Raw genomic sequence first — 15,186 nt, 5'->3', positions numbered from 1 at the left:
TTTTTCCCAAAGCCTTTGCTAAAAATAGATAGAAAAATTTATTTTTACCCGTTAGATTTAGCATTTTTGCTTAATGAATCCCATCCAGTACCAATTTCTTCCGGAAAATTTCGAGAACTCGGACCCCAATAAATTTCGGGTAGAGGATCTGAAATCGGAGGAAATGATCATTTCCTTGGGACCTCAACACCCTTCGACCCACGGGGTTCTTCGTTTAGAAGTGATTTCGGATGGCGAATGGATCAAGGAAGTCGTTCCGCATCTAGGGTATTTACACCGTTGTTTTGAGAAGCATGCGGAGGCGCTACCATTTAATCAAATCATCCCTTATGTGGACCGTTTGGACTATATGGCGGCGATGAACTCGGAGCATGCCTATGTGATGGCGGTGGAAAAGATGCTGGATTTGACAGGAAAATTGCCCAAACGTATCGAGTACATACGGGTCCTAGTGGCCGAATTAAACCGAATTGCCTCGCACTTTGTGGCGATCGGGACCTATGGTTTGGATATCGGTGCATATACCCCTTTTTTATGGTTAATGCGGGATCGCGAAGAAATTCAACGGATGTTAGAATGGCTTTCGGGTGCCCGGATGTTGTACAATTATGTATGGGTGGGGGGATTGTTCTACGATTTGCCTTTGGGCTTTGAAGAAAAGGTGCAGGAATTAGTGCCGGTCATTAAGAACACGATTAAAGAAGTAAAACAATTAGTAGAAGATAATAGTATATTCATTAAAAGGACCGCGAATGTGGGTGTTTTGCCCCTGAATGCGGCAATTAATTATGGATGTACGGGTCCTGTGTTGCGGGGTTCTGGCTTGCCTTTTGACCTACGCCGCATCGATGCTTATTCGGTGTATCCGGAATTAGAATTTGACATTCCGATAGGAGAGGGTGCGATGGGTGCGGTAGGCGATTGTTGGGATCGAAATCACGTTAGGATTCGCGAATGCGAGGAATCGCTACGGATTATTGAACAATGTATCGTGGCCTTGCTAGGTGATGAGAAAAGGACCAGGGAGTTTGATCCTCAGGCTTTGGTCCCTAAAAAAATCCGTCCTAAAGCGATGGATGCCTATGTGAGAGCCGAAAATCCAAAAGGGGAACTCGGTTTCTATATTCGCACGGATGGCCGCTCGGATATTCCACAACGCTTGAAAGTGCGTGCTTGCTCTTTCCACCACCTTTCCGTGTTGCCTTATTTGGCCAAAGGAACGTATTTAGCAGATTTAGTAGCCATTATCGGATCCTTGGATTTAGTGATGGGCGAAGTAGATAGATAAGATGAACAAAGCATTTTTAGCAGCCCTCGAAGAGGAAATCAGTCGTTTAGATATAGGCCAAAACCCTAACGAACTTTACGACCCCATCCATTACCTCCTGAGTTTAGGAGGTAAGCGGATTCGCCCTGTCCTTTGTTTATTAACCTATTCCTTGTTCAAATCCGACTGGGAAAAACAAGTTCCTGCCGCTTTATCGGTGGAAATTTTTCACAATTTCACGCTGATGCACGACGATATTATGGACAAAGCGCCCTTACGTCGTGGCAAGCAAACGGTCCACGAAAAATGGAATGACAACATCGCCATTTTATCCGGCGACGTGATGCTGGTGAATGCTTACCAATACTTGAATAAGGTCAAAGGATTAAGCCTGGAGGCTTTTCAACATTTGTTGGGGCGTCTTTCCCGAATCGCCGCAGAAGTGTGTGAGGGACAGCAATTTGATATGAATTTTGAAAGCCGTGACGATGTGGCGGTGGAAGAATATATCGAAATGATTCGCTTGAAAACGTCGGTCTTGATTGGATTTTCGATGGAAATGGGTGGTTTACTCGCTTCTGCACCTGCTGAGGTTTCTGATTCCTTATACCGTATTGGAGAAACCATCGGTCTAGGATTTCAATTAAAAGATGATTTATTGGACGTTTATGGCGACCCTGAGAAATTTGGGAAGCAACCGGGCGGAGATATTTTAGCGAATAAAAAAACCTATTTACTGATAAAAGCGTTCGAAAAAGCAACGGGTGCTACGCTCGCTTCGCTGGAAAAATGGGTGGCAGCCACGGAGTACGATGCTTCTGAAAAAGTACAAGCGGTAACCGCGATCTATGATTCCCTGGGTCTAAAAGCAGAAACGGAAGCGGTCATCGCCTCTTATTTCGATACGGCCTTTCTAGAAATTCAATCTCTGGCCATTTCCGAAGAGCAAAAATCAGCCTTGGTAAAGTTTATGAGTGGGTTGGTTGATCGAGAAGTTTAACGTAGTTTTGTTCTTATATGGTCTCGATTGTACTTATCGCTGTAACGATTATTATTTCCCTGGTGGCTTGGCAAAAGCCAGACTTGATGGGGAAAATGCTCATGAACCCGTACCGGATTCAACACAGAAACGAATATTGGCGTTTTGTTAGCTCGGGATTTATCCACGCGGACTTCACGCACCTGTTTTTTAACTTGTTTTCCTTTTTCTTTTTTGGGGTTCAATTAGAACAGATTTTTAATCAATTATTTCCATCGATCGCGTCGGAATTATACATTCTCTTTTATGTGTTGGCGATTGTGGTGGCAGATTTGCCTACTTTTTTCAAACAGAAAAATAATCCCAATTACAACTCTTTAGGCGCATCAGGAGCTGTTTCTGCCGTGATTTTTGCAGGAATTTTATTCTTCCCTACGGAAAAAATTTACCTGTTTGGCTTCTTCGGAATTCCTGGATTTATCTATGCCGGATTGTTTACCTGGTACTCAGTAGAAATGGATAAACGCAGTCGTGATTTCGTGAATCATAGTGCGCATTTGTACGGAGCCTTGTTTGGAATCGTGGCCATGACCTTGTTGTATCCACAAGTGTGGATCAGTTTTGTGGAACAAATAACGGCGATGCTGCGATGAAGAGAATAGCGATTTTAGGTAGCACGGGTTCCATTGGGACACAGGCCTTGGAGGTGATTGCGGAGCATCCTTCCGAGTTTTCTGTTGAGGTCTTAACCGCCCAAAATCAAGCCGATCTGCTCATTACCCAAGCCTTAGCCTGGAAACCGGCTCACGTGGTGATCGGGAATGAGGCGAAATATGCGGAGGTGAAAGTGGCTTTAGCTGGAACACAAATTCAAGTGCATGCAGGGGTAAAAGCCTTAGAAGAAGTGGTTACCCTCGATTCTGTCGACATTGTGTTAACGGCCTTAGTGGGTTATGCTGGTTTATTGCCTACGGTGAAAGCGATAAAGGCAGGCAAGCCAATCGCCTTAGCGAACAAAGAAACCTTAGTAGTGGCGGGAGCCCTGATTATGCCCTTAGCGCGGGAGATGGGTGTGCCTATTTTGCCGGTTGATTCAGAGCATTCAGCGATTTTTCAATGCTTGATGGGCGAGTCACACAACCCCATTGAAAAGGTGATTTTAACGGCTTCAGGTGGACCCTTTAGAGGTTTTAGCCGAGAGCAATTAGCCCAAGTAACGCGGGCACAAGCCTTGAAACACCCGAATTGGTCGATGGGTGCGAAGATTACGATCGACTCGGCTAGTTTGATGAACAAAGGTTTAGAGGTGATCGAGGCAGCTTGGTTATTTGATGTGAAACCTTCAGAAATCGAGGTGGTTGTACATCCTCAGTCGATCGTTCACTCTTTAGTGCAGTTCGAGGATGGATCCATCAAGGCGCAACTCGGTTTGCCAGATATGAAATTACCGATTCAGTTTGCCTTAGGGTATCCGAATCGGATGAAGGCGAGTTTCCCTCGTTTTGATTTTAGACAGTATCCGTCCTTGACTTTTGAGCAGGCAGATACGCAGACTTTCCGTAATTTAGGGCTTGCTTTTCAGGCCTTGGAAAAAGGAGGAAATCAGGCGTGTTTATTGAATGCGGCGAATGAGGTGGCGGTAGCGGCCTTTTTGGAAGATCAAATTGGATTTTTAGCGATGTCTGATTTGAACGAATATTGTATGAACCAGGGAACTTTTACCGCGAATCCGACATTAGAAGATTATATCGAAAGCGATAAATTAAGTAGAATTATGGCCCAAGAATGGGTTGATAAAAATAGAAAATAGCGAATTATGGAAGGTTTAGTGATGGTAGGGCAATTGATTTTAGGATTGTCAATTTTAGTAACATTGCACGAGTTTGGGCACTTTATTACCGCCAAATGGTTCAAGATGCGCGTCGAAAAGTTCTACCTTTTCTTCGACTTTATGTTCCCTATTCCGACGCTTTTAAACTTCGCTTTGTTTAAAAAGAAAGTAGGGGATACCGAATACGGTTTAGGCTGGTTCCCCTTAGGAGGCTACGTTTCCATCGCGGGAATGATTGATGAAACACAAGATGCGGCGACCTTAGCGAAAGAGCCTGAGCCTTGGGAATTCCGCGCAAAACCCGCATGGCAGCGTCTAATCGTCATGCTAGGTGGCGTGATTGTCAACATCATTACCGGCGTGGTGATTTTCGTTTGCTTGACTTATTCGAATGGAAACAACTTCATTTCGAAAGAAGAATTAAATAAGAACGGTATTGTAGCCTTGGATTTAGGTAAGCAAATCGGCCTGAGGACGGGTGATAAAATCATTCGTGTGAACGGCGCTGATTACAAGCAATTATCTGATTTACGTGCTTCAGATGTTCTATTGGGTGAGAATTCGAGTTACACGGTGCAACGTGGCGACCAGACTTTGGAGATCAAAATCCCATCGAATTTCATTGAAAAATTAAGTGATAAGAAAGCGGGATTCATAGAGCCCATTGCTCCATTTAAAGTAGCAGAAGTGGCCGCTCCGGAAGAGCCAGGTTTCTTTGATAAGTTCTCGGCTTCTAAGCCAGCGGAATTATTGCCAGCCTATGCGGCGGGATTGAAAAAGGGCGATGTGATCACCTCGGTGAATGCAAGCCCGGTTCATTTCTACCACGAAGTGAAAGAATTAATCACGAAGGAAGCGGGTAAGTCTATTCGCTTAGGTATTTTACGCGGAGGCGTGGCGGATACCTTGTCTATGGAGGTGACGGCTTCCGGGCAAATCGGATTTATTCCGGAGATGTTGATTCAAGTTTCGCACGAAGATTATTCGTTTGCGGAGGCAGCCAGCATCGGAACGGGTCGTGCCTTCTCGGTGATTTCGGATAATATCAAAGGATTCAAGAAGATTGCTTCGGGTGATGTTTCGGCATCGAAAGCCTTGAGCGGACCTATTGGTATCGCCCAAATGTTCGGAGGAGTATGGGATTGGAATCGTTTCTGGATGCTGACTGGTTTGTTATCGATGGCTTTGGCCTTCATGAATATCTTGCCTATTCCAGCTTTGGATGGGGGACACGCGATTTTCTTACTTTATGAGATGATTACGGGAAAGCCGGCATCGGAGAAGGTGTTGGAAAAAGCGCAGCAGGTAGGTATGCTGATCTTGCTAGCCTTGATGGCCTACACATTTGGGAATGATATTTTCAAAGCCTTTTTCTAGTTGAAAGGGCTGGTTCTGTTTTTGGGTCTATTTTTCCCTGATCTGCACCCATTTCATAGTTCAGTGACGGAAATGACTTATAATCAGAAGGACCAAAGCTGGGAAATCAGCATTCGCCTGTTTCAAGATGATCTAGAGCAAACGATAAGTGCTGCGACTGGTAAGAAATTTCGGATGATTCCGGGGGATGAGGCAGCAGAAAAAACGGTAGAGGCTTACGTGCGTAAACACTTTGGTTTTCGTTCGGGCAAGCAAATGACCACCCCCTATCGCTGGTTAGGAACCGAGCCGCAGCAAGATGCCATTTGGGTGTATCTTGAAATTCCCACCACCGCTGATCTAGCTGGATCTTATCTCGAAAACTCGCTGTTTTTAGACGAATTCGAAGACCAAACGAACCTCGTATCCTGGTCATTTCAAGGCGCTAAAAAATCCTACCTTTTTCGAAAAACCCAAGAGGTACAACAATTATCAAGATAATCACTCTGCCAACTTGTCTTTTGGCATAAAAATTGATTAATATCGTCCGCTCACCGAGGAGCAGAATTTAAAAATGTGGTATGAATAATCCAAATGACCTTTTTAAGCATTTACAGCTTTCAGAGATGTCTGATTTTGAAAATATAGAATTGATCCCGATCGGGTCAGAAGGGATGGACAATGATGACAAAATGGGCGTTTTGTCAGACCAATTGCCTATCCTTCCCATTCGCAATATTGTCTTGTTTCCGGGTATGGTGATTCCGATTACTGTATCCCGCCAAAAATCCGTTCGCCTCGTGAAGAAAGCCTACAAGGGGGATCGCACGATTGGCGTTTTAGTACAAGCGAATAATTCCAAAGACGAGCCTACACCAGATGATTTGTACAAAATCGGAACGGTTGCGCACATCGTGAAGATGTTCGTTCTTCCAGGAGGAAACACAACGATCATCGTCCAAGGCCGCAAGCGTTTTGAAGTAAGCGAATACATCAAAACCGAACCTAATCTGTTAGCGCGTGTTTCCTATATCGAGGACACGTTCCCTAAGAAATTAAATAAGGAAAATAAGGCACTCGTTTCCACGCTGAAAGAGTGCGCCTTGAAAATATTGAACCTGAATCCAGAGATTCCTCGTGAGGCCCAAATCGCCTTAGACAACATCGAGTCCTCTGCTTTTTTAGTCCATTTCCTTTCTTCGAATATCAATGCGGAATTGAAAGAAAAGCAGGCTTTGTTAGAGACCTTGGATGGAATTGAACAGGCCACGCATTTGTTGGAACACATGTTGAAAGACATCCAGCATCTGGAGTTGAAACGCGAGATTCAAAGCAAAGCTTCGAGTGACATCGATCAGCAACAACGCGACTACTACATTCGCCAGCAGATTAAAGTATTGCAGGAAGAATTAGGCGTGGAAAGTCCGGAGCAAGAATTGGACGGCCTGCGTGCGAAAGGAGCGAAGAAGAAGTGGTCGAAAGAAGTGAATGATTTCTTCCAAAAAGAACTTTCGAAATTACAACGTACGAATTCGATGTCTGGAGAATATCCGATGTTGATGAATTATGTGGAATTGATTGCGGATTTGCCGTGGGGTGAATACACAAAAGATAATTTCGATCTGGTGAAGGCGAAAAAGGTGTTGGATGCGGATCATTTTGGCTTAGAAAAAGTAAAAGAACGGATCATCGAATACCTAGCGGTATTGAAGATGAAAGGAGACATGAAAGCGCCTATCTTGTGCCTTTATGGCCCTCCGGGTGTGGGTAAGACGTCTTTGGGTCGTTCGATTGCCAAAGCTTTGGGACGTAAATACGTACGCATGGCCTTAGGAGGTCTGCGGGATGAGGCCGAAATCAGAGGTCATAGAAAAACCTATGTGGGCGCCATGCCGGGCAAGGTGATTCAAAGCATTAAAAAAGCCGGTTCTTCGAACCCGGTATTCATTTTAGATGAGATAGATAAAGTAGGTTCCGACCACCGTGGCGATCCGTCGTCTGCCTTGTTAGAGGTATTAGATCCGGAACAAAACAGCAGCTTTATGGATAATTACCTCGAGTGTGATTACGATCTATCTCGAGTGATGTTCATCGCTACCGCAAATAATTTAGATACGATTCATCCTGCTTTGCGCGATCGGATGGAGATTATCGAGGTGAGTGGCTACACGATGGAGGAGAAGGTCCAAATCGCGAAAAAGCACTTGCTGCCTAAGCAAAAGAAAGAACACGGTTTAGAGAAAGCGGAATTTGCAATGAATGATGGAGCCATCCAAAAGGTCATCGAAGGCTATACCCGCGAATCAGGTGTTCGTAAATTAGAACAAGAAATTGGTCGCGTGGTGCGCAAGATCACAAAATCCATTGCGATGGATCAAGACTATCCACACAAAATCACGGCGACAGATGTCGTGAAATTATTGGGTCAAGAGCACTTCGATAAGGATACCTACGAGAACAACGAATATGCTGGAGTCGTAACAGGTTTAGCGTGGACACCAGTTGGAGGAGACATCTTATTCATTGAAACCTTATTGAACCGCGGAAAAGGTGTCTTGACACTTTCAGGCCAATTAGGGGATGTGATGAAGGAGTCAGCGATGGCGGCATTAAGTTTCTTAAAGGCACATTCAGATGAATACGGTATTGATTACCGCATTTTTGACCAATACAATTTGCACATCCACGTTCCAGCTGGAGCGGTACCTAAAGATGGTCCATCCGCAGGTATTACGATGTTAACGGCGATTGCTTCGGCTTTAACCCAGCGCAAGGTGAAATCGAAACTAGCGATGACCGGCGAGATTACGTTACGTGGTAAAGTATTGCCGGTGGGTGGAATCAAGGAGAAAATTTTGGCTGCGAAAAGAGCGGGGATAAGAGAGATCATTATGTGCTCGAAGAACCGCAAAGATGTGGAAGAAATCGAGGCGCATTATATTTCGGATTTGAGCTTCCACTATGTAGATGACGCGAAAGAAGTATTAGCTTTAGCGCTATTAAAAGAGCAGGTGAAGAATCCGGTGAAATTTGTTTTTCAGGCAGAACCGATAGCAAGCTCGTCCGCAGCATTATAATGAATTTCGCCTAATTCAAGACTGAATTGAATGATGCGAAGCGCCTCAGTAGAAGCCAATGGGCGGAGGCATTCCACTAGATCTTGCACGGATAAAGGTCCGTTTTTCAAATACGTCAGAATTAATTTACGTTCTGCTTCGAGGCCTTCGGGGATATTTTTCCCGGAGGCCTCTTTTTTTCGTTGCAAACAATGGTCGCATACCCCGCATGACGTCTTTAAAGACTCCCCAAAATACGAGGTAATCAATAGCGTTCTACATGCCTCCGGATGTTTCACATAGTGAATCATCGCATCAATCTTTTTCTTCGACCGCTCCTTCTTCTTCAAGTATTCAGCCCAGATGATGGGTAGGTTTTCGATGTTCGCCCGAGGCGTCAAAAAGACCAATTTAGGTAGGCCATTTTGTTTGTCGTATTCGATTAATTCGAACTTCTCTAACAAAGCTAAATTACGTTCCACCTCTGCGGGAGGAATCTTTATCTGGTGAGCGAAGTCCGCCTCAGAGATGCTGACGAATTGAGTATATAAATTACCTCCATAGATACGAAGCAGCCCTTTTAGGAAGGATTCGAATTTCTCGTTTCGAATTTGAAAGTCGTATAGTTCGGTGGAGCTGACGATGAAGCGGATTTTGGAGGGATTTTGAAAGGCCTCGTTTAGCAAAATTAAGCCTTCTGCTTCTAATGTCTTTAAGGCAAAATAGGTCTGAGAGCTAGGCAAGTTGAAACGCTTGCACAAATCCATCCAGTCAAAATCGTAACTCTGTAATTCGCCACTTCCCTCGGCAACCTGTAAATAATTAGAAACGGCTTGATAGGTGCGTTTGATTGTTTCCGCCGTCGGAAATGACTTTTCCCATTGAGCTGTTAAATCCAATATGTCTTTTTCTTCATATAAAATGGCCGCGTAGGCCTTTTTCTCGTCTCGACCCGCTCGGCCTGCTTCTTGGTAATAGGCCTCGATGGTATCGGGTAAATCCAGGTGAACCACGAGTCTAACATCAGGTTTATCAATACCCATCCCGAAAGCATTGGTCGCCACGATGCAATCAATTTTGCCTTCGATCCAGTCTTTTTGGCGCGTGCTTCTTACCTCAACTGGAAGACCGGCGTGGTAAAAAGTGCTGGAAATGCCGGCTTTAGAAAGCATATCGGAGATTTCCTGCGTCCGTCTTCTATTTCGTACATACACGATCGAAGAACCCGGAACGCGTTGCAGCATCGAGCATAGTTTCTTTTCTTTGTCCGCCTCATAGAGGACGGAGTAGGAGAGGTTAGCGCGGCTGAAACTTTTTTGGAATACGGATGCGTTCTTGAATTGTAGCTTTTCTTGAATTTCCTGTTTTACTTCCTCGTTCGCGGAGGCCGTCAAAGCGATGCAGGGAACACTCGGAATCAAGGCGCGAAAGTCTGCAATCTCGAGATAAGGCGGTCTGAAATCGTGACCCCATTGCGAGATACAGTGCGCCTCGTCGATGACCAACAAGCTGATGTTCATCTGCTTCGCTCGCTCGATGAACAAATCTGTTTTTAAGCGTTCGGGCGAAACATAGAGGAACTTTGTATTGCCGTAAATACAGTTGTCTAATAAGATGTCGATTTGGCGTTTGCGGAGGCCGGAAAAAAGGGCGGTCGCTGGAATACCTCGGCGGTTTAATTGTGCCACCTGGTCTTGCATCAAGGCAATTAGGGGCGTAATGACGATGCAAATCCCCGGCAAAGCGAGGGCCGGTACCTGAAAACAAATGGACTTTCCTCCACCAGTGGGCAATAAGGCCAGGGTATCCTTGCCATCCAGCACCGAGTGAATAATTTCCTCCTGCAGGGGCCTAAAGGCAGAATGCCCCCAGTATTTTTGCAATATGTCCTGAATTTCCGCCATCGTCTAAACAAATCTACCAAAAAAGAATGAACTCCTCGAACGGATTTTTGGGAATTCCTGAGAAGAAATGCTTATTTTTAGAAGCAAAAGAAAGCGCATATGTTATCAGACAAGGATTTAGCCCAATTATCGAAACGCGGAATCACTCCTGCGGAAATGAATCAACAAGTTGATTTTTTTAAATCCGGATTCCCCTGGATGAATTTGGAGAAATCGGCTTCGATCGGAAATGGAATTTTTCAATTTTCTACCGAACAACTGCAAGAATTCATCGCTCGCTTTGATCAGCAAAAATCAGCGCTTTCTATTTTGAAGATGGTACCAGCCTCCGGAGCGGCTACTCGAATGTTTAAATCACTATTCGAATTCTTGTCAACCGGCGAGGAAAACAAAGAATGCACGAAGTTTTTTGATGAGCTGGATCACTTTGCTTTTTATCCAGAGCTGAAAGAGTTGCTAGAATCAAATGATGACTCAGCGGAAATACTTAAAAAACTACTTGGTTCCGCAGGAATGAATTATGGCCAAAAACCCAAAGGCTTGCTTTCTTTCCATTCCTATCCAGATGGAGCACGAACTCCGCTAGAGGAACACATCGTGGAGGCAGCGGCTTATGCATCTAACGGTCAAAAAGCCCGCCTGCATTTCACCGTCTCTCCAGAACACCGCAGCGGTTTCGAGGATTTAGTGAAGAATCTCGTTCCCAAGTGGGAGGCGAAAACCGGTATCCAATTCGAGATCACTTTCTCGGAACAAAAGCCTGCCACAGATACCATTGCCGTGAACCCGGACAATACCTTGTTCCGTGAGGCCGATGGATCACTCCTTTTTAGACCCGCTGGCCATGGAGCGCTATTGGAGAATTTGAATGACCTGAAAGCTGATGTGATCTTCATTAAAAATATTGATAATGTGGTGCCTGATGCCTTAAAGCAGCCGACCATAGAATATAAAAAGGCGCTTGGCGGGTTGCTGTTGTGGATTTTGGAAGGAATAGAACACCTCAACCAACAGCTGCAAGAAAATCCATCAGAGGCAACAATCAACGAGGCCCTGCAAGAGATGGCCACCTATTTAGGTTTTGTGCCAGCGGCAGATTTTGCGCGTAAAAGCGAACAAGATAAAGTGGCAACAATCTGCGAAGTTTTAGCCCGTCCTACACGCGTTTGTGGGGTGGTGAAAAATACGGGAGAACCGGGAGGAGGCCCATTCTGGTGCCAAGATGCGAAAGGAAATTTCACCCTACAGCTCGTAGAGTCAGCTCAGATTGATATGAAGAATGAAGATCAAAAGGCCAAATTCCACCAAGCCTCCCACTTCAATCCAGTGGATTTAGTGTGCGCTACGCGTGGTTTGAACTTATTGAACTATAGAGATATGAATACGGGTTTTATTACAGATAAGACCAAAGACGGGAAGGAATTAAAAGCGATGGAATTGCCGGGACTTTGGAACGGAGCGATGTCAGATTGGAACACGCTTTTTGTGGAAGTTCCTTTGGAAACATTCAATCCGGTGAAAACGGTGACCGATTTAGTGAGGCCTGCCCACCAAAATGGCTAGGACTTTTTTTGTTTGTAAAAAACTCCCTAATTTTGTGGCCCCTGAGAAAGAGATTTTAAAGGAAGTATATAAATGCTTGATTACAAAAACCTTGCCCGGTTTCCAGGCAAGGTTTTTTATTTGGCCTTACAATAGGTAAAATGGAGGGTATAAAGCCTTTAAATAGGTAGTAAACAAAAACGATATGGCTTTAGAACAAACGTGGCGCTGGTTTGGCCCCAATGATCCGGTAAAATTATCCGATGTGCGTCAAGCAGGCGCAACAGGTATTGTGAGTGCTCTACACCAAATTCCGAATGGAAAAGTGTGGGAGCTTCAGGATATTTTAGAACGTAAAGCCATCATTGAGGCGGCTGGATTGAGTTGGTCTGTGATCGAAAGTATACCGGTGCACGAAGATATCAAAACGCGTTCTGGTAACTACAAGCAGTATATCGAAAACTACAAAACGTCTTTGCGTAATGTAGGCGAGGCGGGTTTAGATCTGGTTTGTTATAATTTTATGCCCATATTAGACTGGACAAGAACGGATTTGGATTTTCGTTTTCCAGATGGAAGTACGGGGTTGCGCTTCGATGCGGCCGAATTCTGTGCCTTTGAATTGTTCTTATTAAAACGTCCGGGAGCAGAGCAGCATTACACAGCCGAGCAAATCGCAAGAGCTCAAAAATGGTTCGATGCATCTTCTCAAGCACAACAAGAGAAATTAATTCGCAATATCATCGCCGGCTTACCTGGTTCTGAGGAAAGCTTCACGTTGAAATCCTTCCAAGAAGCCTTGGATACTTACTCCGAAGTAGGGGAGAAGGAATTGCGTGAGAACTTATACGATTTCATTCGGGAGATTACGCCAGCAGCCGAGGAGGCCGGGGTTAATTTATCGATCCACCCGGATGATCCTCCGTATCCGATTTTGGGCTTACCTCGCGTGGTGAGTACGGAAAGCGATGCCGTTCAACTATTGAATGCTTACGAAAGCAACGTAAATGGATTGTGTTTCTGTACCGGAAGTTACGGCGTTAGAGAAGACAACGATTTAGTGGGGATGGTAGAGCGCCTGGGTCATCGCATTAATTTCATTCACCTACGGGCTACGCGCCGCGATCAATACGGGAATTTCCATGAGGCGGATCATTTAGATGGGGATGTGGATATGTTCGGGGTGATGAAAGGCTTAGTGAATGAGCAGGACAAACGCATTATGTCTGGACGCAAAGATTTTCGCTTGCCATTCCGCCCAGATCACGGGCATCGAATGCTGGATGATTTACAAGAAGGAAAGAAGACGAATCCAGGCTACACGGCCATCGGTCGTTTACGCGGTTTAGCGGAGTTACGTGGTTTGGAAATGGGAATCCGCGGGTTTTTGAAATAATTTTCATTTTCCCCTTTTGATTTCTATATCTTATTGCTAACTTTGCACCCCCATTAGTGTGGGATAACTCTATCTTATTGAGTTTAACGCGCTTGCAGGGATTAAAAGAATTTTAAATTTAAACGGTAATTATTCCAAAATGCCAACTATTCAGCAATTAGTGCGCAAGGGACGTGAGCAAATGACTTGGAAATCTAAGTCACCAGCTTTGGATTCTTGTCCACAAAGAAGAGGGGTTTGTACTCGTGTATACACGACTACTCCTAAAAAACCAAACTCAGCGATGCGTAAAGTAGCTCGTGTTCGCTTAACAAACCAAAAAGAGGTGAATGCCTACATTCCAGGTGAAGGTCACAACTTACAAGAGCACTCGATCGTATTGATCCGTGGTGGTCGTGTAAAAGACTTACCAGGTGTACGTTATCACATCATTCGTGGAGCTTTAGATACAGCCGGTGTTTCTGGTCGTTTACAGTCTCGTTCGAAGTATGGTGCTAAACGTCCTAAACCAGGTCAAGCAGCTCCAACAGGTAAGAAGAAATAATTTATTAACAGAAAGATCCAGTATGCTTCGTTAAAGCAGAAGGTTGGGTCGATTTTAAAAAACTAACAACATGAGAAAGGCGAAACCAAAAAAGCGCTACGTATTGCCAGATCCTAAGTTTAAGGATGTATTAGTAACTAAGTTTGTAAACAACTTAATGTACGATGGAAAGAAATCTACTGCATTTACCATCTTTTATGATGCGTTAGATAAAGTAGAGGAGCGTACAAAAGAAAACGGTTTAGAAACTTGGAAAAAAGCATTGAATAATGTGATGCCATCCGTGGAGGTTAAGAGCCGTCGTGTAGGTGGAGCAAACTTCCAAGTACCAACAGAAGTGCGAGCTGAACGTAAAGTTTCATTGGGAATGAAGTGGTTAATTGGTTACGCGCGTAAGCGTGGTGACAAAACAATGATGGATCGCTTAGCGAACGAAATCATTGCAGCATCGAAAGGGGAGGGAGCAGCAGTGAAGAAGAAAGATGATACACACAGAATGGCAGAAGCGAACAAAGCGTTCTCTCACTTCCGTTTCTAATTCATTTGAATTGCATGAAGAGGCTAATCGAAAGGTTAGCCTTTTTTTTTGCCCGAAAACTTGCTCTGGAACTAGTACTTAATCGAGCGGACTAATGGAGTATTCCTGAATTTTGTTTAGCTTTGATTCACAATCAACAACACTATGATTTCGAAGAAGGCAAAATATGCTTTAAAGGCTTTAAAAGTATTGGCTCAATCTTATGAGAAAGGCCCCTTATTGATTTCGCATATCGCGGAATCGGAGAAGATACCGAAGAAATTCCTCGAAGCGATTTTATTAGAGTTACGTAATCACGGAATTTTACAGTCCCAAAAAGGGAAAGGCGGCGGTTACTACCTACGCATTCCTCCTGCGGAAGTTACTTTTGCGAAAATCATTCGGATTGTGGATGGCCCTATTGCCCCAGCTCTTTGTGTCTCACTTCACTTCTACGGCAAATGTGATGACTGCGCTGACGAGGAAACGTGCCAGTTAAGAACGGTCTTGACAAAATGGAGGGACGCGAACTTATCCGTCTTAGAAAATACGACACTAGAGGAGCTTATGTAAGCTCCTTTTTTTATTCGTACAAGTGATTCAAGTTTTTCATCTTGAACTCATCGTTATCTAATTCCAAAAACTCTTCCCAGAATGGATTCTCCGGAACCGACGCTTTGCAGATAATGGGTGTTTTCTTAATGGGATGGATGAAATACAAACGGCGTGCGTGTAAATTGATGCTCGCATCTACGTTTGGTTTATCGTATCCGTATTTGATGTCGCCACGAATC

General features: G+C 44.4%; 14 protein-coding genes (1 of these 14 cut by a window edge). 12 read left to right on the top strand and 2 right to left on the bottom strand.

The window, feature by feature from the left end; translation table 11 throughout:
* The first annotated feature begins 73 nt into the window (after positions 1-73).
* The 7 genes from EWU21_RS03000 to lon all read left to right on the top strand — a co-directional run bounded on the left by EWU21_RS03000 (position 74) and on the right by lon (position 8,510).
* Positions 74-1,288, top strand: a complete 1,215-nt coding sequence (locus EWU21_RS03000) for an NADH-quinone oxidoreductase subunit D (protein WP_130895328.1) — start codon at positions 74-76, stop codon at positions 1,286-1,288.
* Position 1,289: 1 nt separating this feature from the next.
* Entirely contained in the window at positions 1,290-2,267 is a 978-nt protein-coding gene (locus EWU21_RS02995; RefSeq protein WP_130895327.1) for a polyprenyl synthetase family protein, read from the top strand.
* 17 nt (positions 2,268-2,284) lie between these two features.
* The gene (locus EWU21_RS02990; protein WP_130895326.1) at positions 2,285-2,899 is read left to right on the top strand and encodes a rhomboid family intramembrane serine protease; all 615 of its coding nucleotides are present in this window, start codon (positions 2,285-2,287) and stop codon (positions 2,897-2,899) included.
* On the top strand, positions 2,896-4,056 hold the full coding sequence (locus EWU21_RS02985; RefSeq protein WP_130895325.1) for a 1-deoxy-D-xylulose-5-phosphate reductoisomerase: 1,161 nt from the start codon (positions 2,896-2,898) through the stop codon (positions 4,054-4,056). The genes EWU21_RS02990 and EWU21_RS02985 overlap by 4 nt, the downstream gene beginning before the upstream one ends.
* Positions 4,057-4,062: 6 nt before the next feature.
* On the top strand, positions 4,063-5,454 hold the full coding sequence (gene rseP, locus EWU21_RS02980; protein WP_130895324.1) for an RIP metalloprotease RseP: 1,392 nt from the start codon (positions 4,063-4,065) through the stop codon (positions 5,452-5,454).
* Positions 5,455-5,934 (top strand): DUF6702 family protein, encoded by a 480-nt coding sequence (locus EWU21_RS02975; RefSeq protein ID WP_317127214.1) that lies wholly within the window; start codon positions 5,455-5,457, stop codon positions 5,932-5,934.
* Between the two features lie 80 nt (positions 5,935-6,014).
* The gene (gene lon / locus EWU21_RS02970) at positions 6,015-8,510 is read left to right on the top strand and encodes an endopeptidase La (RefSeq protein ID WP_130895322.1); all 2,496 of its coding nucleotides are present in this window, start codon (positions 6,015-6,017) and stop codon (positions 8,508-8,510) included.
* Here the strand turns inward: lon and EWU21_RS02965 are convergent.
* A complete protein-coding gene (locus EWU21_RS02965) occupies positions 8,471-10,393 on the bottom strand; it encodes a RecQ family ATP-dependent DNA helicase (RefSeq protein ID WP_130895321.1) in 1,923 nt (640 codons plus the stop codon). The two genes, lon and EWU21_RS02965, sit on opposite strands and share 40 nt — an antisense overlap.
* A 99-nt stretch (positions 10,394-10,492) precedes the next feature.
* Here EWU21_RS02965 and EWU21_RS02960 point away from each other — a divergent pair, with 99 nt between their 5' ends.
* The 5 genes from EWU21_RS02960 (at position 10,493) to EWU21_RS02940 (ending at position 14,965) form a co-directional block, all read left to right on the top strand.
* Positions 10,493-11,956, top strand: coding sequence for a DUF4301 family protein (locus EWU21_RS02960; protein WP_130895320.1), 1,464 nt, complete (start codon positions 10,493-10,495; stop codon positions 11,954-11,956).
* Positions 11,957-12,140: 184 nt separating this feature from the next.
* Positions 12,141-13,331, top strand: a complete 1,191-nt coding sequence (uxuA, locus tag EWU21_RS02955; protein WP_130895319.1) for a mannonate dehydratase — start codon at positions 12,141-12,143, stop codon at positions 13,329-13,331.
* Between the two features lie 139 nt (positions 13,332-13,470).
* Positions 13,471-13,875 carry a 30S ribosomal protein S12 gene (gene rpsL, locus EWU21_RS02950; protein ID WP_127805424.1) on the top strand — a complete coding sequence of 135 codons (405 nt, stop codon included), beginning with the start codon at positions 13,471-13,473 and terminating at the stop codon, positions 13,873-13,875.
* 70 nt (positions 13,876-13,945) lie between these two features.
* Positions 13,946-14,413 carry a 30S ribosomal protein S7 gene (gene rpsG / locus EWU21_RS02945; protein ID WP_130895318.1) on the top strand — a complete coding sequence of 156 codons (468 nt, stop codon included), beginning with the start codon at positions 13,946-13,948 and terminating at the stop codon, positions 14,411-14,413.
* 144 nt (positions 14,414-14,557) lie between these two features.
* Positions 14,558-14,965: an RrF2 family transcriptional regulator gene (locus EWU21_RS02940; protein WP_130895317.1), complete on the top strand. Its 408-nt coding sequence runs from the start codon at positions 14,558-14,560 to the stop codon at positions 14,963-14,965.
* Between the two features lie 10 nt (positions 14,966-14,975).
* Here the strand turns inward: EWU21_RS02940 and EWU21_RS02935 are convergent, their stop codons facing one another.
* Positions 14,976-15,186, bottom strand: partial view of an RluA family pseudouridine synthase gene (locus tag EWU21_RS02935; protein ID WP_130895316.1) — the end only. The gene runs 515 nt beyond the window's last position; 211 of the gene's 726 nt are visible here — the last part of the coding sequence; its start codon lies beyond the right edge, outside the window; the stop codon is at positions 14,976-14,978.

The sequence above is a fragment of the Aquirufa antheringensis genome (genome assembly GCF_004307425.1).
Taxonomy (GTDB): domain Bacteria; phylum Bacteroidota; class Bacteroidia; order Cytophagales; family Spirosomataceae; genus Aquirufa; species Aquirufa antheringensis.
Note: the sequence above shows the minus strand (reverse complement) of the source record. Positions and strands in the feature narration are given on the sequence as shown.

Bases quoted from the DNA above. Each gene is read 5' to 3' on its own strand.
- EWU21_RS03000 (WP_130895328.1), top strand. From the start codon at position 74: ATGAATCCCATCCAGTACCAATTTCTTCCGGAAAATTTCGAGAACTCG.
- EWU21_RS02995 (WP_130895327.1), top strand. From the start codon at position 1,290: ATGAACAAAGCATTTTTAGCAGCCCTCGAAGAGGAAATCAGTCGTTTA.
- EWU21_RS02990 (WP_130895326.1), top strand. From the start codon at position 2,285: ATGGTCTCGATTGTACTTATCGCTGTAACGATTATTATTTCCCTGGTG.
- EWU21_RS02985 (WP_130895325.1), top strand. From the start codon at position 2,896: ATGAAGAGAATAGCGATTTTAGGTAGCACGGGTTCCATTGGGACACAG.
- rseP (WP_130895324.1), top strand. From the start codon at position 4,063: ATGGAAGGTTTAGTGATGGTAGGGCAATTGATTTTAGGATTGTCAATT.
- lon (WP_130895322.1), top strand. From the start codon at position 6,015: ATGAATAATCCAAATGACCTTTTTAAGCATTTACAGCTTTCAGAGATG.
- EWU21_RS02965 (WP_130895321.1), bottom strand. From the start codon at position 10,393: ATGGCGGAAATTCAGGACATATTGCAAAAATACTGGGGGCATTCTGCC.
- EWU21_RS02960 (WP_130895320.1), top strand. From the start codon at position 10,493: ATGTTATCAGACAAGGATTTAGCCCAATTATCGAAACGCGGAATCACT.
- uxuA (WP_130895319.1), top strand. From the start codon at position 12,141: ATGGCTTTAGAACAAACGTGGCGCTGGTTTGGCCCCAATGATCCGGTA.
- rpsL (WP_127805424.1), top strand. From the start codon at position 13,471: ATGCCAACTATTCAGCAATTAGTGCGCAAGGGACGTGAGCAAATGACT.
- rpsG (WP_130895318.1), top strand. From the start codon at position 13,946: ATGAGAAAGGCGAAACCAAAAAAGCGCTACGTATTGCCAGATCCTAAG.
- EWU21_RS02940 (WP_130895317.1), top strand. From the start codon at position 14,558: ATGATTTCGAAGAAGGCAAAATATGCTTTAAAGGCTTTAAAAGTATTG.